The sequence below is a fragment of the Actinomyces sp. Marseille-P3109 genome (assembly GCF_900323545.1).
GTDB lineage: Bacteria > Actinomycetota > Actinomycetes > Actinomycetales > Actinomycetaceae > Actinomyces.
On the sequence record NZ_OOHN01000008.1, the window covers coordinates 2029537 to 2049380 of the forward strand.

At 69.6% G+C, this 19844-nt stretch carries 17 protein-coding genes; 7 read left to right on the forward strand and 10 right to left on the reverse strand.

The window, feature by feature from the left end:
- Positions 1–139 precede the first annotated feature (139 nt).
- Complete coding sequence (locus BQ8008_RS08825) at positions 140–1156, reverse strand: alpha/beta hydrolase (RefSeq protein WP_108834822.1); 1017 nt, start codon at positions 1154–1156, stop codon at positions 140–142.
- Positions 1157–1535: 379 nt separating this feature from the next.
- Between BQ8008_RS08825 and BQ8008_RS08830 the strand changes: the two genes are divergently transcribed.
- A complete protein-coding gene (locus BQ8008_RS08830) occupies positions 1536–2126 on the forward strand; it encodes an NUDIX domain-containing protein (RefSeq protein ID WP_108833691.1) in 591 nt (196 codons plus the stop codon).
- Between the two features lie 2 nt (positions 2127–2128).
- Here BQ8008_RS08830 and BQ8008_RS08835 read toward each other — a convergent pair whose 3' ends face one another.
- Positions 2129–3250, reverse strand: a complete 1122-nt coding sequence (locus BQ8008_RS08835; RefSeq protein ID WP_442778221.1) for a patatin-like phospholipase family protein — start codon at positions 3248–3250, stop codon at positions 2129–2131.
- On the opposite strand from BQ8008_RS08835, the gene BQ8008_RS08840 reads away from it, so the two are divergent.
- Entirely contained in the window at positions 3225–4331 is a 1107-nt protein-coding gene (locus BQ8008_RS08840) for an NADH:flavin oxidoreductase/NADH oxidase (protein ID WP_108833693.1), read from the forward strand. The two genes, BQ8008_RS08835 and BQ8008_RS08840, sit on opposite strands and share 26 nt — an antisense overlap.
- A gap of 49 nt (positions 4332–4380) precedes the next feature.
- Here the strand turns inward: BQ8008_RS08840 and BQ8008_RS08845 are convergent, their stop codons facing one another.
- Together BQ8008_RS08845 and BQ8008_RS08850 are read right to left on the reverse strand one after the other, a co-directional pair.
- Positions 4381–4836, reverse strand: coding sequence for a YchJ family protein (locus tag BQ8008_RS08845; protein WP_108833694.1), 456 nt, complete (start codon positions 4834–4836; stop codon positions 4381–4383).
- Between the two features lie 2 nt (positions 4837–4838).
- The gene (locus BQ8008_RS08850) at positions 4839–6215 is read right to left on the reverse strand and encodes a M18 family aminopeptidase (RefSeq protein ID WP_199907966.1); all 1377 of its coding nucleotides are present in this window, start codon (positions 6213–6215) and stop codon (positions 4839–4841) included.
- An 81-nt stretch (positions 6216–6296) separates the two neighbouring features.
- Between BQ8008_RS08850 and BQ8008_RS08855 the strand changes: the two genes are divergently transcribed.
- Both BQ8008_RS08855 and BQ8008_RS08860 read left to right on the forward strand, forming a co-directional pair.
- Positions 6297–6950, forward strand: a complete 654-nt coding sequence (locus tag BQ8008_RS08855; protein ID WP_108833695.1) for an HAD family hydrolase — start codon at positions 6297–6299, stop codon at positions 6948–6950.
- 94 nt (positions 6951–7044) lie between these two features.
- Positions 7045–7662, forward strand: a complete 618-nt coding sequence (locus tag BQ8008_RS08860) for a GtrA family protein (RefSeq protein ID WP_108833696.1) — start codon at positions 7045–7047, stop codon at positions 7660–7662.
- 27 nt (positions 7663–7689) lie between these two features.
- Here the strand turns inward: BQ8008_RS08860 and BQ8008_RS08865 are convergent, their stop codons facing one another.
- On the reverse strand, positions 7690–8502 hold the full coding sequence (locus tag BQ8008_RS08865; RefSeq protein ID WP_442778222.1) for a peptidyl-tRNA hydrolase: 813 nt from the start codon (positions 8500–8502) through the stop codon (positions 7690–7692).
- A 266-nt stretch (positions 8503–8768) separates the two neighbouring features.
- On the opposite strand from BQ8008_RS08865, the gene BQ8008_RS08870 reads away from it, so the two are divergent.
- A complete protein-coding gene (locus BQ8008_RS08870) occupies positions 8769–10043 on the forward strand; it encodes a M48 family metallopeptidase (RefSeq protein ID WP_234415465.1) in 1275 nt (424 codons plus the stop codon).
- Between the two features lie 155 nt (positions 10044–10198).
- Here the strand turns inward: BQ8008_RS08870 and BQ8008_RS08875 are convergent, their stop codons facing one another.
- From BQ8008_RS08875 to BQ8008_RS08895, 4 genes are all read right to left on the reverse strand, one after another.
- Positions 10199–11557 carry a PAS domain-containing protein gene (locus BQ8008_RS08875; RefSeq protein ID WP_108833698.1) on the reverse strand — a complete coding sequence of 453 codons (1359 nt, stop codon included), beginning with the start codon at positions 11555–11557 and terminating at the stop codon, positions 10199–10201.
- Between the two features lie 891 nt (positions 11558–12448).
- Positions 12449–13441 carry an arsenic resistance protein gene (locus BQ8008_RS08880; protein WP_108833699.1) on the reverse strand — a complete coding sequence of 331 codons (993 nt, stop codon included), beginning with the start codon at positions 13439–13441 and terminating at the stop codon, positions 12449–12451.
- An 89-nt stretch (positions 13442–13530) separates the two neighbouring features.
- Positions 13531–14598, reverse strand: coding sequence for an LLM class flavin-dependent oxidoreductase (locus BQ8008_RS08885; protein WP_108833700.1), 1068 nt, complete (start codon positions 14596–14598; stop codon positions 13531–13533).
- A 319-nt stretch (positions 14599–14917) separates the two neighbouring features.
- Positions 14918–15424, reverse strand: coding sequence for a methyltransferase family protein (locus tag BQ8008_RS08895; protein WP_234415313.1), 507 nt, complete (start codon positions 15422–15424; stop codon positions 14918–14920).
- A gap of 265 nt (positions 15425–15689) precedes the next feature.
- Here BQ8008_RS08895 and BQ8008_RS08900 point away from each other — a divergent pair, with 265 nt between their 5' ends.
- Both BQ8008_RS08900 and BQ8008_RS08905 read left to right on the forward strand, forming a co-directional pair.
- Positions 15690–16037 (forward strand): PadR family transcriptional regulator, encoded by a 348-nt coding sequence (locus BQ8008_RS08900; RefSeq protein ID WP_108833702.1) that lies wholly within the window; start codon positions 15690–15692, stop codon positions 16035–16037.
- A 1-nt stretch (position 16038) separates the two neighbouring features.
- Positions 16039–18207, forward strand: coding sequence for a nodulin (locus tag BQ8008_RS08905; protein ID WP_199907967.1), 2169 nt, complete (start codon positions 16039–16041; stop codon positions 18205–18207).
- Here BQ8008_RS08905 and BQ8008_RS08910 read toward each other — a convergent pair.
- Positions 18101–19834 carry an MDR family MFS transporter gene (locus BQ8008_RS08910; protein ID WP_108833703.1) on the reverse strand — a complete coding sequence of 578 codons (1734 nt, stop codon included), beginning with the start codon at positions 19832–19834 and terminating at the stop codon, positions 18101–18103. The genes BQ8008_RS08905 and BQ8008_RS08910 overlap by 107 nt on opposite strands.
- Positions 19835–19844: the final 10 nt, after the last annotated feature.

Consider the following 19844-nt stretch of genomic DNA (forward strand, 5'->3'; position numbering starts at 1 on the left):
CCTCAACATTACGGGCAGACGCGGCGTCGCGAACGACCGGATCATGCCGAAGCACCACACCATCATTTGGAGGAAACCTACAAAGAATGCAGGATCACTCCCCCTCCCGACCGCACAAGATAGGTGGTTTTCACAGTTCTCACAGGTGACCGTCGATCCAGGTGAGGATGTCACCGGTCACCCGGTCCCGATTGGTCTCGTTGAGGAGCTCGTGGCGCCCACCCGGGTAGAGGATGACGGCGACCTCACGCACACCGGCACGGCGGTAGAGGGTGGCGGCCCGCTGGACGCCCCTCCCCATGGCGCCGACCGGGTCCCGGTCGCCGGAGGCCAGGAGCATGGGCAGCCCCGCGGGCACCGACTCGGCGTGGGAGGGTGTGTTGACGGCACCCTGTCCGGCCACGAGGTCGTGGAAGAAGCTGGAGCTGCACACGAATCCGCACCAGGGGTCGGCGACGTAGCGGTCGACCTCCTTGGCGTCCCGGCTGATCCAGTCGGCCTCGGTGCGGTTGGGGGCGAAGTGGCGCTGGTAGGGGCCGAAAGCGAGCGCGTTGAGAAGCCGGGAGGGGTGGCGCGGGCCGCGCAGCCGGGACTCCCCGGTGCAGACGGCGGTGGCGGGTCTCGTGAGCGCGCCGAATCCCGAGCCGGTCCCCAGCAGGATGAGACCGGCCAGCTCGCCACCACGGCGAGCGGCCAGGTCGCGGGCCAGTAAGGAGCCCCACGAGTGGCCCAGGAGGAAGACGGGGACGCCCGGCCAGGCCCGCCGGGCCGCGTCCAGGACGGTGCTCATGTCGGCCACGACCGTGTCCCAGCCGTCCTGCTCGGCGACGAAGCCGAAGCCGTCGGGGGCTGCGGTGGCCCCGTGACCGCGGTGGTCCTGGGCCAGGACCGCGTACCCCTCCTCCACCGCTGAGGCGGCGAAGCGGGCGTAGCGCGAGGCGTGCTCGGCCATGCCGTGGGAGATGAGGATGATGCCGTGGGGGCGGGCCGCGCCGGTCATCCGCGGGGGCGGCGTCACCGTGGTGCGGCCCCCGGCGGCGCCGTCGGGAGCGTCGGCCACCAGCAGGGAGCCGTCGATGAGCCACTCGGGGAGCCAGATGTGCACCACCAGACGCGTTCCGTCATCGGCCGTGAGCCGAGTAAGGCTGGTCTGCATCGAGTCCTCCTCAGGCAGCGTCATCAGTGGGGCGGCGGTCATGATCAGGTCGGCATCGGTCATCATTGATCGTGTCGACAGCTGACGATCAGCAGTGGCGCCGGGCTCACAGGATGGGCCCGGGCTCACCCGTCATCCCAGGTAGAAGCCTAGTTGCCCGACGCCGAGCCGGCAGCGTTACCGCGGAGTGAATCACGCAGATCCCACGGTGAACACGTTGTGGGGTTTCCACGGACGGCCGTTGATGACTGATTGTGTGGGAGCATTGCCTAATTTCCTGATGGTTTCATGAATCCTCGCCCCCGGTTATCCCAGTGCTTCTCCCCGGAGCCGCTCTCCCGCCCGCGCCTGGCAGCGCCCCTGGTCTACGGTGTCGGCCATGGCCGTCCACTCCTTCACCCTCGTTCCCGCCGCCTACGTCTACCTCCTGCGCCCCACCCCCGACGCCCCCGCCGGTCGGACTGGGGCGACGGGTGAACCAGGGAGCAGGTCGGTGAGCGCAGCGACCCAGGTGCTTCTCCAGCTGCGGCGGAACACCGGCTACATGGACGGGCACTGGGCCTGCGGAGCCTCGGGGCACGTCGAGGCCGCCGAGAGCGTCGTCGAGACGGCCCTGCGCGAGACCCGTGAGGAGCTGGGCGTCTCCGTGTCCGCCGCGGAACTGAGCCCGCTGACGGCCATGCACCGCACCAACGACCTCGGCGGCGCAGCCCTGGAGCAGCGCATTGACATGTTCTTCACGCTGCGCGCCTGGACGGGCGCACCGGCCGTGCGCGAGCCGGCCAAGAACGCGGGACTGCGCTGGTTCTCCCTGGTGGATCTGCCCGAACCGGTCCCGCCGCACGAGCGGTACGTCCTGACCCTTCTGGCCGGCGCCCTCGACGGTGGGAGGCCGGTGCCCCCGATCACCACCTTCGGTTTCGACGCCGGCCAGGACATCGCCCGCTACGGCGTCGCCCTGCCGCACTGAGCTCAGCTCGCGAGGAAGGCCTCGATGGCGGGCAGCTCGCGGCGGGCCTGTGCCAGGCCGGCCTCGAAGGCGGTGACGATGCGGTCGTAGCGCAGCTCGCCGTTGGCGATGGGCATGCGCTCGGGACGGAAGAGGTAGACGCGTCCCTGGCTGCGCAACCGCTCCAGCTCGTCGACGGTGCGGTTGTAGTTCTCGGGGCGGTCGATGACGGCCTGGACGAGGGCCGGGTAGCGCGAGTAGAGGCGCTGGAGGACCTCGATCTCATGACGCCGCATGGGCGGCTTGCGGTAGCCCTCGGGGCGGGTCATGACGACGAGGAGCTTGTCGTAGCCGTCGGCGCGGGCGGCGTCGACGGCGAATCCACCGGTGGGACCGACGGCTCCGTCCACGTAGGGGGCGCCGTCGACCTCGACCATGGGCATGAGCACTGGCATCGACGACGACGCCCGGGCCCGCACCAGCAGGTCGTCCATGGTGGGCATGTCCTCCAGGCCCCAGTAGACCTCCTCGCCGGTGTCACAGCGGAAGGCGCCCAGGCGCACCGTGGCCGGGGAGGCGGCGAAGGTCTCCCAGTCGAAGGGGATGGACTCGTCCGGCGCGGAGGTGTGCAGGTAGATGTGCTCGGAGTTGAAGTAGCCCTTGCCGGTCACGAAGCTGCCCCATCCACCGGCCTTCGGGTCGGTGGTCAGGCCCAGGTAGGCCTCGCGGGTGCGCCAGGTGTCGCGGGAGACGAAGTTGCAGGTGTTCGTGCAGCCCGCGGAGATGCCGCCGACCCAGGGGAAGGAGAGCCCGGCCTCCAGCATGACGCGCACGAGGCCGGCCGTGTAGGCACCGCGCATGCCACCGCTCTCGAAGACGAGGGCGACGTCGTCGGGACCGTGGGTGACGGGTGCCGGCCGGTGGTCAGGGTCGGTGACGGGGACGGGCCGTTGAACGGAGTCGGTGACGGGGACGGGCCGTTGAACGGAGTCGGTGACGGGGTGCGGCGGGGGCAGGGGACGCGAGCTCACAGCCGGGAGCCTATGGGGTCGACGGCGGGTTCGTACGGGTGATTCCCGCCCCATGTCTGCCGGGCGGTCGGGAGGGTAGCGTGGGGCCATGAGCACCTCGAGCACGCCGCGCATTCTTGAGCCGATGTCCCTGGGCGGACTGACCGCCCGCAACCGCCTGTGGCTGCCGCCCATGTGCATGTACACGGTCGAGGCGCAGGACGGCGTCGTCACCGACTGGCACGTGACTCACTACGCGAGCCGCGCGGTGGGCGGCTTCGGCACGGTCATCGTGGAGGCGACGGCGGTGTCGCCCGAGGGGCGCCTGTCCCCCAACGACCTGGGGCTGTGGTCCGATGAGCAGGTAGCCGGCCAGCGCCGCCTGGTTGAGGCGATCCACGCCGGTGGAGCGATCGCCGGTATCCAGATCGGGCACGGCGGCCGCAAGTCGGGGACCTCCCCGTGGCGGCCCAATGTCGCCGGGGCGCGCACCGGCACCCTGGAGGGCTGGGAGCTGCTGGCACCCAGCGCGATCCCCTTCCCCGAGCACGCGGTTCCCACCGAGCTGGACGAGGCCGGGATCAATCGTTTGGTGGAGGCCTTCGCGGCGGCTGCACGCCGTGCCGTCGAGGCCGGGTACGACCTCGTCGAGATCCACGGCGCCCACGGCTACCTCATTCACGAGTTCCGCTCTCCCTTGTCCAACCAGCGCACCGACTCCTACGGCGGCAGCGCCGAGAACCGTCAGCGCTTCCCGCTGCAGGTGGTGCGGGCCGTGCGCGAGGCCATCGGGCAGGACGCGGTTCTCGACATCCGCCTGTCGGCCTCCGACTGGGCCGAGGGCGGGGTGACCGGTGAGGAGACCGCCGCCTTCGGTCGCGAGCTGGTGGAGGCCGGCATCGACGTTCTGCATGTCTCCAGCGGAGGTAACGTTCCCGCCCAGGTCCCGCTGGGGCCCGGCTACCAGCTGCCGCTGGCCCAGCAGGTCAGGCAGGCCGTGGCCGGCACCGGCGTCCCGGTGGTGGGCGTGGGTCTCATCGAGGAGGCGGCGCAGGCCGAGCAGGCGCTGGTGACCGGCCAGGTCGACGCGATCGCCGTGGGCCGGGCCGCTCTGCGCGATCCGTACCTGCCGCTGCGCTGGGCGGCGGACCTGGGAGCGCGCTCCTGGGACGAGGCCCCATGGCCCATTCAGTACTGGCGCGGCACCTGGCGCTGAATCGGCCGGACCTCACCGCGCCGGGGCTCGGCCGCACCACGCTGCGGAGCTATCCGACGGCGTCGAGGTAGAGCCAGCGGCCGGCACGGCGGGTGAAGCGGGAGCGCTCGCTCAGGGCATCGGCCACCACTGCCCCGCGCCCGTCGCCGGTGCGGTAGGAGGCGGTGAACTCCACGAGGCCGGTCTCGTCGTCCTCCCCGCCGCCGACGGTCTCGTGGATGGTCAGGCCCGTCCACTGCGTGCCGGGGTGGCAGTAGGGCCCCTCCGGCCGGGTGCGCGGGTGCCAGGTGCGGAAGAGGTAGTCCTCGTCGCCGACGACGAAGGCCGTGTAGCGCGAGCGCATGAGGGCCTCGGCGGTGGGCGCCGGGGCGCCGTCGTGAAGGGGCTCGCAGCACTGGGCGTAGGTGATCCCAGCACCGCAGGGGCAGGGGGCGGTGCCGCGCACGCCCGCGGCGCGGATCGATGAGTCCTGCTGCTCGCGGCGGCCCGCCTGCCGTCCCGCCATGCTCAGGCCCCCAGCCAGTAGGCGTGCAGGGCCTGGGCGAGCCAGGGGCCGTCCTTGACTCCGCCCATCTCGCGAGCCGAGTGCATGCTCAGCAGGGGTACGCCGACGTCGACGGTGGTGATCCCGAGCCGGGTGGCGGTGATGGGGCCGATGGTGGAGCCGCAGGGCACGGCATTGTTGGAGACGAAGTCCTGGCTCGGCACACCGGCGGCGGCGCAGGCCCTCGCCCAGATCGCGGCTCCCACGGCGTCGGTGGCGTAGCGCTGCTGGGCGTTGATCTTGAGCAGGGGGCCGTGGTTGATGAGCGGCTGGACGGCCGGGTCGTGCAGGTGGGCGTAGGCGGGGTGGACGGAGTGTCCGGCGTCGGCGCTCAGGCAGGTCGAGCGCGCCAGGAGGGCCTCGACGTCGTCGCCCCTGATCCCGAGAGCGGCGGCCAGGCGCCGCAGCAGGGTCTCGAGGAAGGGGCCGGCCGCGCCGGAGCGGGTGGCTGAGCCGACCTCCTCGTGGTCGAAGGCGACCAGGACGACGGGCTCGGCGGGCTCGGCCCCGGCGACCGCGAGCGCCTCGAGGGCCACGAGACCGGCGTGGACGGAGGAGAGGTTGTCCAGGCGCGAGGAGGCCAGGAACTCACTCTCCCGGCCGAAGCGGGCGGGGGCCTGGGTGGGGTAGGTGAGGACGTCGTGTCCGGCGAGCTCGGCCGGGTCGATGCCGGCGATCTCGCACAGGTAGGTCTCAACGGCGTCAGGGGCGCTGTCGGGCCCGGTCAGCGACCACAGGGGCAGCAGGTGGGTCTGGCGGTCCAGGTGCAGAGTGTCGTTGACGCCGCGGTCCAGGTGCGGGGCGATCTGGGCGACGCGGGCGATGGGGCCGGTGCGCACGAGGTGGACGGCGCCGTCGCGGGTGGTCAGGCGCCCGGCCAGGCCCAGCTCGCGGTCGAGGAAGGAGGCGAGCAGGGGGCCGCCGTAGACCTCGGCGTTGATGAGCTGCCAGCCGGAGCGGACGAGGCCGGCGGCGGGCTTGAGCTTGAGGGCCGGGGAGTCGGTGTGGGCGCCGACGACGCGCAGACCGGCTCCCTGCGCGAGCGCCTCGGGCAGGACCCAGGCGGCGAGCGCGCCGTCACGGATGACGTAGCCGCGGCGAGGCAGGCCATCCTCCCAGGAGACGGTCTCGTCGACGCGGGTGAAGCCGGCCGCCTCCAGGCGCCGGGCGGCCTCGGCGGCGGCGTGGTAGGAGCTGGGCGAGGCGGTGACGAAGTCGATGAGCGAGTCGGTGTAGGCGTCATCGTCCCGCAGGATCTCGCCGGCGACGGCGTCGTCGGCGGGAGCGCCCGAGCGGAGGCCGGACGAGGCGCTGGCAGGCGTGCTGGCGGCATCAGTCATGGCCCCAGTCTTCCACCGGTGCGCCCCACGTCCTGGCCGACACCTGCCGCGCGGTCGGACGAAGTAGGGCAGGATCGGGGTGTGACCACCTCGCAGCCCGTCATTCCGTCCGCCTCGTCCACGCCCGTGCGCGCCGTCCTGCTCGATGCCGACGGCGTCCTCCAGCTCATCGGCACCCCGTGGGACGAGGCGCTCACCCGCGGCGGCGGCCCCGCCTTCGCCCGGGCCGTTGTGGATGAGGAGGCCGACGCCCTGGCCGGCCGGGAGACCCTCACCGAGCTGCTGGAGCGGGTAGTGGGCAATCTGAGGCTGGAGCTGAACGCATCGGACCTGCTTGAGATGTGGCACCGGGCCACACCCGACCCGCTGGCCTGGCAGCTGGTGGGTGACCTGCGCCGGGCGGGCTACACAACGGTCCTGGCCACCAACCAGCAGTGGGAGCGCCGGGCCTGGATGCGTGAGCAGCTGGGCTATGACGGCCTGTGCGACATCGACGGCTACTCCTGCACGTTGGGGGTGGCCAAACCGGATGCCGCCTACTTCCTCCGGCTGCTGGAGATGGCGGGGGTGGCCGCCGATCAGGCCCTGTTCGTCGACGACAGCGCCACCAACATCGCCGCGGCCCGCGAGGTGGGCTTGCGCACTATCCACCACCCGGCCGACGCCGGCGGCGAGCTGCTTCGCCGTGAGGTGTCCCAAGCGTTGGCGCAGGTCGCGTCTCCCCCACGAGGATGAGCCCGGCGGGCCCATCTCATTCTTTCGGAACTTGCCTGACCAGCGCCCGAGGGGAAGACTCCCCTTAACACCGGCTATCAGGAGAGGACGGCTCATGGCGGGAACGACGGCGGACGACCAGGCCCCCAAGACCCCCATCGCTACTGCCTCCCCCGCCTCGGCGGTGTCCTCCGCGCCCGCCGCGCCCTCGGCAGACTCGCCCGCCTCCGGCGCCCGCCGCGCCCCCGAGGTCTTCCTGCGCCTCATCACCGCGATCCACTCCGTCCTGCCGGGATTCGTGCGCAGCCGGCTGCCGGTGACCTTCATCGGCTACGCGATCATCAACGGCTCGGCCTTCATCCTGGACATCATCTGCCTGAGGATCTTCAACAACCACCTCCACTGGTGGTTCCCCATGGCCGTCACGGTCGGCTACGCCATCGCGGGCATCTACTCCTTCCTGCTCAACCGCTGGCTGAACTTCCAGTCCCACGGGCACGTCGTCGAGCAGGGGGCCGGCTACTCGGTGGGGCTCATCAGCCAGTACGTGGTCTTCATCCTGGGCCTGTCCTCGCTGCTGCACTGGCTCGGGATGAACGCCACGCTGGCACGCGTCATCTCGGCCTGCTGCGAGGGCATCTACCTCTACGTGTTCATCCGGCTGTGGGTGTTCCGCAGCACACCGGAGTCTCACAAGGAGGCTGCGCCCTCGGACTCCCCCGCCGGCGCCTGAGCGCACAGCCAGTGAAGGGCCGGGCGCTCACCAGTAGGCGCGAGTCGTCTCCGTGGGACCGTCAAGCTCGGTGAATCCGGCGTCGGTGACGCGGACGGGTCGAGTGGTGGTCTCCCACTGCTCGCGGCTGGGCACGACGACGCGCACCCGGAAGCCGTCGTCGGCCCAGGCCTGCCGGAAGGCGGGCTCCATCGCCGGACTCTCCCAGGCGAGCTGGGCGGCGTGGCCGCACTGGGCTGCGAGCTTGCCCGAGGTCATCTCATGCAGGGGCGTGGCCTCGATCGTCACGAGAGCCCCGCTGGAGGCCGACGCCGACCCGAGCGCGATCCCGTCTGCTGCGGCCGGATCCTTCGCGACGCGCGCGGTGATCGCAGCCGGCGGAGGAGGAAGCTCGCTGCCGTCCGGGAAGTGAGTGCCCTCCACCTGGGTCTTGGCCAGGGCCCCGGGCAGGGGGCGCACCGGTCCGGGCACGAAGGCCCGCGCCGCCGCCCGCCCCCAGCCCGCCGGGCCGTCCTGGGTGACGGTGACGCCGTCGATGTCCTGGATCTCCTCCCAGCGCTTGCCGCGAGCGCGACGCACGAGCTTGCGGATGCGCCCATCGCGCCAGTGGTCGACGGCCTGGTTCCACGGCCCGCCGGGGGCGGAGGCGGGCGCCGCCAGGAGGGCGACGACGGCGCGGGCGGCGGCCTCGGCGACATCGATCCGCCGCGGCGGGTGAACCTTGTCGTAGCGCACGGCGATCTGCATGCCCCAGGGCACCACGTGGTCCGGGTGCCCGGACAGGGAGGGCGGCTGCGGCGAGAACGAGGACGGCGAAGGGGGCGAGAAGGACTGAGGCACGGGCAAGAGCCTACGGGGTCGCCCCCGGAGTGGCAGGTTCCGACTCCGCCCCACGACCCTGCGGACGGCCCCGTCCTATGGGGAGGAGAGACCACGACTATCACCCACCATGTGGCGGATAAGTTGCTTGGTGAAGATCCTCCTGGGGCAGGAGAGGGATCCCGGCTCAGGTCGTTTATGTTGCCACCATGCAACCACCTGTTCCGTCTGCAGCCCCCGGATCCTCAGGCGTCATGACGCCGGCCGGGGCCCCCTCCCGCCCCCGGTTGTTCAACGGCGCAACCGTTCATGGCATCCCCGGAATCCGCGGCCTGCGCCACCCCGCTGAGATCCCTCTGCTCATCGCCTCGGTCCTCACCACGCTGATGGGCTACGGCTCCTGGTTCATCCTCGTCAGCTGGCTGGCCTCCTCCTCTGACGCCACGGGCGTGGAGGCCGAGGCCCGCAGCCTCTTCCTGGACGGCGGCACCCTGTCTCAGGTGTTGCTGGTCATCCCCCTCTTCCCTCTCCTCGTGTGGATCATCCGTGCTTTCCTGTACGCCCAGCTGCGGGCGAGCTCGGTGCAGATGTCCCCCACCCAGTTCCCCGAGGGGTACCGGATGGTGGTCGAGGCGGCCCGGGAGTTCGGCCTGCGGCGGGTCCCCGACGCCTACGTGGTACTGGGAAACGGCCAACTCAACGCCTTCGCCTCCGGTCACGGCTACCGGCGCTTCGTGGCCGTCAACTCCGACCTGTTCGAGATCGGCGGCCAGGCCCGCGACCGCGAGGCGCTGCGCTTCGTCATCGGCCATGAGGTCGGCCACCTCGCCGCCGGTCACGTCTCCTACTTCCGTCTCGCCTTCTCCCAGCTGGTCAGCTACGTCCCCTTCCTGGGGCAGGCGTTCTCGCGTGCCCAGGAGTACACGGCGGACAACCACGGCTACGCCTACGCGCCGCAGGGCGTGGCAGGGGCCATGGGGGTCCTCTCCGGCGGCAAGTACCTGGGGGCCGAGGTCAACACCCACGCCCTGGCCGACCGTGCCACGCGTGAGAAGGGGTTCTGGCTCCACATGAGCAACTGGCTCTCCACCCACCCGATCAACACCTGGCGCGCCCACGCCCTGCGCGACCGCAGCCGCCCCGGGCGGATCATGGTCCGCCCGCCGGAGTCGACCGCCTGGTTCCCGCCCTCGGCTCCCAGTGGCTACCAGCGCTCCGATTCCTGGCCGACGCCGGATCAGATGCTCTCGGTGCTGGACTCCACCACCACGAGCGTGCCCAGCGAGGAGCAGTTCGGCCGCTACCCGGGCCTGACCTACGAGACTGCCCGCAACGAGCTGCGCTGGGCCTCCCCGGTCCCGGTTCGCACCGAGCCGGTCGCGCAGGCGGCCTTCGGGGGTGACTCGAGTACGACGGGGTCTTCCGGGCCGCAGCAGCCAGGGGCGTACGGGTACACCCTACCAGCAAGCCCCGTGCAGGAGCAAGGCATGGATGCCCCGGGGACGGCCTCCACTGACGCAACGAGCCCGGAGGATCCGCACTCCGAGACCGACCAGCACTGAGCTCGGGCCAGGGGACGGCGAGCCTGCGCCGGCGCTCGCTCAGCACAGTGGCGCCGGTTGGTGAACGGAAGCGTTCACCAACCGGCGCCGTTGTGTACCTGGGCGGCGTTCGCGCTCTGCCCGTGCATGTCCCCGCTCCGGGAGTGCCGGAGGACTCAGCTCGGGGCGACTGCGCTGGCCGCCGTCGTGAAGGACCTCAGGGCGCCTCTCAGGTCGGCGGCGCCGTCGACGACGTTGATGGCCTGGCAGCGGGCGGCGAGATCGTCGAGCTCGGCAAGGCGATGGCCGACGGACTCGACCACACCGGAGGCGGCCGCGGACAGCTCGGCGGCCGTGGCGGGCAGGGCCGGGTCGGCCGAGGCCGGGGACCCGGTCCACAGCATGAGGAGCTGGTTGGGAATCGTCATCATGCGGCTGGCCTCGCCGATGTAGGCGACCGCCTGGGCTGCGAGCGCCCTGTGGGCCTGGGCCTGACGCTCCATCTCGGCCACGCCGTCGTTGAGGGACTCGATGAGGTCAGGGATGGCCTCGGCCGAGTACTGCGGGTCGCCGACGCCGTCGATGAGCTCAACGGTGAACAGTGACGTGATGGTGGCGTGCAGGCGGGCCAGAGCGATACGGAACCCGGTCCGGGCACCGTTGGTGTCGAGCTGGGCCAGGGTGTCGACGAGCCGGGCGACCAGAGGGCTGACCAGGCCCTGCATCTGGGTCCACAGGTCCAGCAGGTCGGCGAGAGGCTTGACCCTGGGGTCGGTGCGGTCCAGGGCGGCGATCCGCTCAGGCCGCAGGCGCGGGTCCTCCAGGGTCTGAGTCAACCCCTTGCCGGCGGCCTTGAGCGAGGCGGAGAGCTCTGCGAGCTGCTGCTGGCCGGACATCCAGGAGTCGAGCCCGGTGGCGATGGTGGTGACCGAGTCGAGCATGACGCGCAGGTCCCCGGTGGCGCCGGGGCGCACCGGGATGCCGTCGGAGAGCTCTTCGCGTCGCGTCACCTCCGCCGGCAGGGCCGCGTTCTGGAACTCCTCATAGGAGGACAGTCCCGCCCCGGCCAGCAGCTCGGCGATGCGGCCGAGCCCCTGCTCAGCCGCCGCACGGCGGTTAGCGCCGTTGGTGATGGCCTGGTCCTCGACGGCACGGGCCTCGCGGTAGATGGCGCTGGCGGTGTCGAACAGGTCAGTGCACACCGGTCGAGTACGCACCGAGAGGTAGCCGCCGTCGGACAGCGGAGTGACGGTGGCGAAGACGTCGTACTCACTGCCGTCGGCGGCGAGGTTGCGTACGTAGGCGGCGAAGGGGCTGCCGGTCTTAAGGGTGTCCCACATGGCCTTGAAGGCTCCGCCGGGCATCTCCGGGTGGCGGATGATGTTGTGCGGGGCACCGGAGAGCTCGTCGCGTCGGTAGCGGGAGAGCTCGATGAACACGTTGTTCGAGTGGCGGATGACGCCGCGCGCGTCTGTGGTGGAGAAGAACAGCTGGTCCACGCCCACCTCGTGGGTGGCTCCGGTGACCTGTGGCATAGTCAAGTGCTCCTTGGAGAGATCGGGGCGCGACGGCGTCTGGCGCGGTGAGACGGGTGACCTTCGCCTTCCGCCCACTGATTTCCTGTTGGACGGCTGAACAATACACCCCGTTTCCGAGATGTGACCTGATCATTCACCATATTTGACCGGTCGCACGGCCATCCCGGCGCGTTCAGGGCGGGATGTGCATCTTTCCGCCCATCATCGCAAGATCATTTAACGTCGCCGTAACGACTTCTTGTCGAGTCGCCGCCACGCCGACTCAGCAATCCCTTCCACCCGTCACAACAGGAGCCGCAAAACGTTGGCAACAGAGCCCATAGCGAGGCGACAATGAATGCCTATGCGTTTTAAAGTCAATAGCAGGGACGCACTCGACTGCATACCACCGAAACCTCAGCAAGGAATCTGATGAAAACAGATCAAAAACACAGAGAGACTTCCCAGAAGACTTTCAGGTGCATTGAAGTGCTCCCACAGGAGCGGCGGGTTACATAGTGACTGCCGCCGGACGGAACCGGTCGCGAGGGTTGGGGAGCCCGACGACCGATCGGATTTCGAGGCTGCTCGGGTTGATAGGGAGCCCGGCGCGGACCGCTCTGGCGAAGGAGGATGCGTCCCCCTGGAGTTATGGGAATCCAGGGCGATGCCATCCTCAATGACACGGGCCTGTGGGTCCCGGGATCGCCCCGGACCCACAGGTCTCGTCATTGTTGCGCCGATTTATTCGCTGAGTCTTCGCAAGGATCTCTCGCCAAGCCGGTCCCTGCCGTGTGCCACGAGTATCGGCGCGCCCTCAACACCAATAGCGCTTCCCGCCGCGCCCGCACCTGTGCATCACTCCGCACGGAGCCCATGTCTCACACATCCGCACATCGGCTCCTCCGGCTAACGAATCAGACGAGGAAGCAAGCGGACATCAATCACCATGACAATCAGTTCCACCAGCGTCTGAGTAACCACGACAATCGGCACAACCTTCATAGAATCGGACAGAGACAAAGCAAGTGGGAGAACTACCAGGGAATTGCGGGTGACTCCGGAGAAGGCGAGAGCAAGACGCTCCTCGCGCCCCTGGCGGGCCAGACAGCCGATAGCGTCACCGACAGCCGGCATGATGAGCGCGAAGGCCACGAAGAGGGGAATAACCCGGGCCACGACGTCGGGCCGGGAGACGACCTGAGGAACCTGCGAGGCGACAACGAGCGCCAGGGTCACCATCATGAGCGGAACCATGAGCGACGTCGACGTTGCGGCCAGCGCCTGGGAGCACCGCGCCACCGAGGAGGAGCTCCCGGCGCCCTGCCGGGTCAGTACCGACAGGACCAGCGGCAACGCGATCATGACCAGGAAGGCCTGGACGAAGGGCGACCAGCTGATGCCGCCCCCTGGAGAGCTGGAGGTTCCGGCCGCGAGCGCCAGCCACAGGGGCAGCACGAGGGCCTGAACGAGCATGAGCACCGGGGATGACGCCAGAGTGCGCGACCAGGCTCCCCCGGCCAGGCGAGTGAAGACCATGACGTAGTCGACGCAGGGCGCCAGGAGCACCAGGAGAGTGCCTGCCAGGAGCCCCGGCTCATCGGCGACCAGCCAGGACAGGGGCAGCACCACTGCCGGCACCGCGAGGAAGTTGACCACCAGGAGTGCCGTCATGAACCTGGCGTCGGAGAAGGCGGCCCGCAGGCGGTTGAAGGGGACGCCGAGGAAGGTTGCGTAGAGCAGTGCGGCCAGGACCGGGGTGATGGCTGCCTCAAGGAGGCTGCGCAGCGCCGGGACGGTCAGCCCCAGGACGGCGCCGGCCGCGAGAGCGCTCAGGTAGAGGGCCACCTGGTGGCGCTCCATCCACACGACCACCTGAGCCTCCTCCCCCGCGTCCCCCACGGCGAAACCGTATCGCGGTCGGCCGGAAGGTTCCGGCCGACCGCGGCGGCGAGGTGACGCAGTCCTGAGCAGAGGGCACCGTCGGGCTGCTAGTCCTCCAGGGCGCATCCCGTCACAGGACCGGCCGTGTTGGGCTGCCAGCCCAGGGCGGGGGCGACGTGCTCGGCGAAGGCCTGGAGGATGTGGAGGTTGACGTCGACACCGAGCTGGCTGGGGATGGTGAGCATGACGGTGTCGGCGGCGTGAAGCGCCTCGTCCTGCGTCAGCTGCTCGATGAGGACGTCGGGCTCGGCGGCGTAAGTGCGCCCGAAGGTCGACTGCAGGCCGTCGATGACGCCGATCTGGTCGCGGGAGTCCTCGCCGCGCAGGGCGAAGAACCTACGGTCGACGTCGGAGACGATCGGGAAGATCGAGCGCGAGACGCTCACGCGCGGGGTCCAGTCGTGGCCGACCTCCTTCCAGGTCTCACGGTAGCGGCGGATCTGCTCGGCCTGGAGGTGGGAGAAGCCCTCGCCGGTGGCCTCGGTCAGGAGGGTCGAGCTCATGAGGTTCAGGCCCTGGCGAGCGGTCCACTCGGCGGTCTCGCGTGAGCCGGCGCCCCACCAGATGCGGCGGTCCACGCCGGGGGCGTGCGGCTCGATGCGCAGGCGGGTGCTGGCGCCGGGGGCCATACCGCCGCTGGTGTCGAGGTCTGCCTGCGGGACGCCCCGGACGGCGTCGAGGAACTGGGCGGTGTGAGCGCGGGCGACGTCAGCCCCGCGCGGGTCGGCGCTGCCGGCGTAGCCGAAGGTCTCCCAGCCGCGCCGCGCCTGCTCCGGCGATCCGCGGGAGATGCCGATGGCGATGCGCTGGTCGGTGAGCAGGTCGAGGGCGGCGACCTCCTCAGCCAGGTAGAGCGGGTTCTCGTAGCGCATATCGATGACGCCGGTGCCGACCTCGATGCGCTTGGTGCGGGCGCCGGCCGCCGAGAGCAGCGGGATGGGCGCAGCGGCCTGGCGGGCGTAGTGGTGGACGCGCCAGTAGGCGCCGTTGACGCCGATCTCGTCGGCGCCGACCGCGATCTCGACGGCGTCCTTGAGCGCCTGAGCGGCGTCGGGGTCGCCAGGGCCGCGACCGTGTCCGTAGTGTCCGAAGCTGAGGAACCCGAATGATTTCATGCAACCTTCAACTACGAGAATGGTCGGGTCATTCCGCCCGCTCGTGCGAGCCGCGTCACCCGGCTCCGGCCACTCCCCCTCAGCTCAACGCCTGTTCGATGCGGGCGATGGCGGCGGCGCAACCAGGGCGAACGGAGCCCGGAAGGCGTTCGTCGGCGGCCCGGTGGGGATGAGTTGAGCAGGCAGCCCGTGGACCTTGAGCCTCTCCGCGAGGCTCGCTCCACCCAAGGCCTTCTGGGTAAAGACGACAGCATCGGCCCGGCCGACCACCAATGTTGGCGACCTCGTCCAGCAGATCATCGTCAAGGGGCTTGCCTCGTCAGCGGCGCATCCTCGACTCGCGGCCGAGGTCGCCCGGCGATGAGCCAGGGACATTCAGCCAACGAGGAACGGCCTCCTTGTAGTCGAGATACGCCCGTCCGAACCTCGTCTCCAGGGCCTTCTCCTCGGCCGGGATCTGATAGCGGTCGATCAGCCAGACGAAGCCGATCATCGGGATCACGGCGGACGGGCTCCTGCGCGCGATCGCGTGCGCGAGCAGCGTTCCTGCCAGACCCAGGTACATGGGATTGCGCGTCAGCCGGTTGGGACCGTCCACAACAAGGTGCTGCGCGCGCTCGACCCTCACCGGATCGACCGTTGTGCGGTGCCGAAGAAAATTGCCCGCACTCCCGGCGAGCGCGCATATCGAGATCCCGAGTACGGGAGCAGCCACCGCCATCGACGACGGCGTCACTCTCCGGCCGCGTGCCATGGTCCTCTGTGCCAGCGCGGCCGCCGACAGGACCACCACCGGCGGGAGCCGCCTGAGCTTCCGTTCAACCACCGTCTCATCCTTCCTCCGGCTACCGCTCGATGGCGACTGTACTGCACGACGGGAACAGGCGACGCAGCCCCAGCCGACGTGGAAGTACTGGGCCACCCGGTCCTCGACCTGGATGCGGGAGTCGGCACACTCAACCGCGCAGCCCATGCGCACCAGGCGCGAGAGAGCCTCGGCACGGACCTGGGACCACTTCTAGAACGGGGCGCTCCCAACCCCCACCAACCCTCCTCTGACATATTACCGATTCGGTCATATACTCGTACCCATGTCACTGTCCTCCTCGGCCTTCTGGATTCTCACCTCGCTCGCCAACGGGCGCCGGCACGGCTACCAGATCCTGCGGGAGACGGCGCTGCTCTCCGACGGCGCGGCCCGTCTGAAGCCCACCACCCTGTACGCGACCCTCGAGCGCCTGGAGGGCAAGGACCTCATCCGCTCCGACGGTCAGGAGGTCGTCGACGGGAGGGCGAGGCGCTACTACCGCATCACCGAGACCGGCATCGACCTGCTGGCCGCCGAGACGCAGGCGCTGGAGCGTTCCGTAAGAGCCGCTCGGGCCGGCCTGAGCGCCGCGCGCCCTCGGCCGCAGACCGCACGTTGGGGGGTGGCCTGAGATGGTGGAGGAGCAGTACTACCGCCAGCTCCTCCGGTGGTACCCGAGGAGCTGGCGGGCTCACCACGGCGAGGTCCTGCTCGGCATCATGCTCGACGAGGCCGAGGCACTGGGGCGCAGTCGCCCCACGGTTGGGCAACGGTGGTCGGTCTTCCTCCACGGGATGGGGACCAGATTGGGAATGCAGGCGGCCCTGCGGTGCGCAGTGACCGGCCTCATACTGTGTCTGATAAGTTTTGCCCTCTTCGGCATCGCAGTCATTATGGAAGGCCAGGGCGACGATACGATTTTCAGTTGGGCCTATTCGGCCATGACGCCCCTCTCCGGGGCCGTCGTGGTCCCCGGATACCTGGGGCTGGTGCGTGAGCGCGGAGTGCTGCCGGCGCCCCACGCATTCGTCGCCGCCGCGATGACGGTGCTGACCTGCATAGTGGCAACGGTGTCGAATATCGCATGGATGATCGCTTTCGCGGCTATCGACACCGGTGCTCCCGTCCCACTCCTCGGTCGTCTGCGTATGCCTCTGATGGCGACCTACGGCGTCATGGGAGTGCTCGCCGTGGCGGTCATCGTCAACGGCACCCTGAGTATCGGGACCCGGATGCACGCGGCGCTGCGCACTTCGGTCGCCATCATGGTAGGGATTCCCGTCGCGGCGATGATGGCCATCACGGCCCTGATTCCGTTCTGGGTCTTCGGTCCTTCCCTGGTCCTCGTCATTCTGTCGCTCGTCCTCAAACGGCCAGGGCACCAGCAGCCACCGGCACCATCGGCATCACCAACGACACCGACATCGCAGCCCTCCCAGTACGCCCTTCACGCGGACATTCCACAACACCCGGGATCACACGTCCATTCAGAGAAGACCGTGACACCCGGTGGCCTTCCTGACACCCGTGCCCGGGATGCCTTCGTTCATGAAGCACACCCCGTGAGCCATCGCATCGGAGCCCGGCTCGGCCGCAGGACGGCCCTGGCATGCGGGATCCTGGCGCTCGTGACCTACATGGGCTTGACGGCCCTCACGTTGACTGCCGACCTCTTGCCAGGGAGGAGGGAGGACCCTCCGTTCTTCATCCAGACCGCACTGTCCTGCCTGATCGGGTTTCTCCTGGCAATCGGCGTCATCAGCCTTCTGCGCGAGCGGGCCGCGGCGACCGCGCAGCACACCGCGTACGCCGCAGGCATCTTGGTGCTTGCGCTGATCTCCAGTGCCACCTTCGCCATACTGGGCCTGGTCAGCGCGATCAACGCGGGATCGGGTACCTGGAGCCAGTGGAACGATCACGTCTCGGTGGCACTTTTCTTCGTCTCCTGGAGCCTGGGGGCGGCTGCTGTGGGAGTCCTCATTGACGGCCTGTCCGCCTGTCGGAGGATGGATCCCGGCCTGCGTGCCGCCGTCGGGCTGCTCGTGGGAGCACTGACTTCTCCCCCGCTCTGGAGCCTCCTCCTGTTTCCGGGATGGGGGAATCTTCCCGGCATCATCGGGCTCATCGTCATCAGTGCCGTCAGCAGGCCCGCGCCTGCCCCGTATCCGGCGGTTCCATCGACCACGCCCCGGTCGGGATCCAGAACGGTGAGCATGCTCTCCGGACGCAGAATCACGTGGATACGACTCCTGGCGGTGAGCGCCGTCGTGCTCGGAGTGGGAGCAATCGCCTCGGCAGTCCCAAACCGGGCGGCCGGTGCTGCGGGCGTGCACCTCGCCTTCATCCCCCTCCTGACCGCGCTCGCCCTGTGGGTCTCGGGAAGGTACCCCTCATCGGCTGTGACTACATGGGGGGCTGCCGCTCTGGCCTGGGCATCCATGGCCGGTTTTGCGGTGAGCGCCTGGTGGTCGTCGCTGCGTGAGGTGTTCCCGGTCGTGGAGGTCTCCATTCTGTGCGGTGGTGCGGCGCTCGCCTGGACAGTGTTCACCTGGCTCCCCGCACGCATGGTCCTGCGAGTCACGGCAGGCGCAGGCACCGGATTGATCTACATGATCGCCACGGGACTGTCGCTGGCCTTCCTCAAGGACTACTTCCTCTTCGCCTTCGTGCCCATGCTGACCCCAGCCTACGGTGTCATCGTTCTGCGTCGGCCGCCGACTCCGGCTCCGCCGTCTCCATGTCCGGTTCCTGCTCCGTCGGCTCCTCCGCACGATCCGGCTCCCGCGGCGTCGGCTCGTTGACCTCGGACTCAGCCTCGTTCTCGGCCTCGGCGATCTGCTCCATCGCGGTCTTCTGGGACAGGGGCACCTCGGGCAGGAAGAGCGCGATGACGGAGGTCGCCACGAACAGCGGGATCATCCAGCCGAAGATCGGCAGGAGGGCGTCGGCGTAGGAGCTCGCGACGGCGTCGTGCAGGGCGGTGGGCAGCTTGTTGACCAGGGCAGGGGTGAGCGAGGAGGTGTCGGCGTCCTTGAACTGGGCCAGCGACCCCAGGACGGCCGGGTCCGCGCTGCGGGCCAGCGCCCCGATCCGATCGGTGAGGTTGGAGGTGAGGCCGGAGGAGAAGGCCGCGCCGATGAGCGAGGCGCCCAGGGAGACACCGACCTCGCGGAAGAAGTTGTTGCCGCTGGTGGCCGTGCCCAGGTGCCGGGCCGGGAGCGCGTTCTGAACCACGGTGACCAGGAGCTGGAAGAACAGCCCGACGCCCGCCCCCATGATGAAGGTGGCCGCGGAGATCTGCCAGACTGGGGACGACGTCGTCAGGCGGGAGAGCCAGAAGGACGCGCCGGCTGCCATGAGCGGGCCGAGGATCGGGTAGATCCGGTAGCGGTCCGTGCGTGAGACGAGGACGCCGGAGAGGATCGAGGACACGAGCATCCCGACCGTGATAGGCACCAGCAGCAGGCCGGAGGCGGTGGCCGAGTACCCGTAGACCATCTGGAGGTAGGTGGGCAGGTAGCTCAGGACACCGATCATGCCGCCCATCGCGAGCATGCCGACGACCGTAGAGACGATGAAGGTGCGGCTGGTGAGGATCGACCAGGGCAGGATGGGGTCGGCGGCACGGGTCTCGGCGAGGGCGAACAGTCCCCAGCAGGCCAGGCCGGCGGCGCCCAGGCCGATGATGACGGGGCTGGTCCACTCGTACTGGTTGCCGCCCCAGGTGGCCATGAGGACGATGGCGACGGCACCGGCGTTCAGCAGGAGGAGCCCCCACCAGTCGATGGGGCTGGTCAGATGGCTGCTGGGCAGGCGCAGGACCAGGGCGATGGCGATGAAGGCGAGAACGCCCAGCGGCAGGTTGATCCAGAAGGTCCAGCGCCAGGAGACCGAGTCGGTCAGCCAGCCGCCGATGATGGGCCCCAGGATGGAGGCGATGCCGAACATGGCTCCCATGGGGGCCATGTAGGTGCCGCGTACGCGCGGCGGGATGAGGTCGCCGGTGATCGCTTGGGAGGAGATCATGAGGCCGCCACCGCCCAGGCCCTGGATGAAGCGGTAGATGATGAGCTGGGTCATGGTGTCGGCGGTGCCGCACAGGGCCGAGCCGGCCAGGAACAGGGCGATGGCCACCAGGAAGAGGTTCTTGCGGCCCACGAGGTCGCCGAGCTTGCCGTAGACGGGCATGGCGACCGTGATGGCCAGGGTGTAGGCGGTCAGGATCCAGGCCATGTGGGCGGCGCCGCCGAGGTCGCCCACGATGGTGGGCAGGGCGGTGCCGACGATGGTCTGATCCATGGCGGACAGGAACATGACGACCAGGAGCGAGGCGTAGACCGCCCAGAAGCGGCGGTCGGGATGGAAATCGGCCCCCGGCTCGTGGTGGGCGGTACCGGTGGGTGCCGGTGTCGAGACGGTTTGAGTCACGGCTAGAACC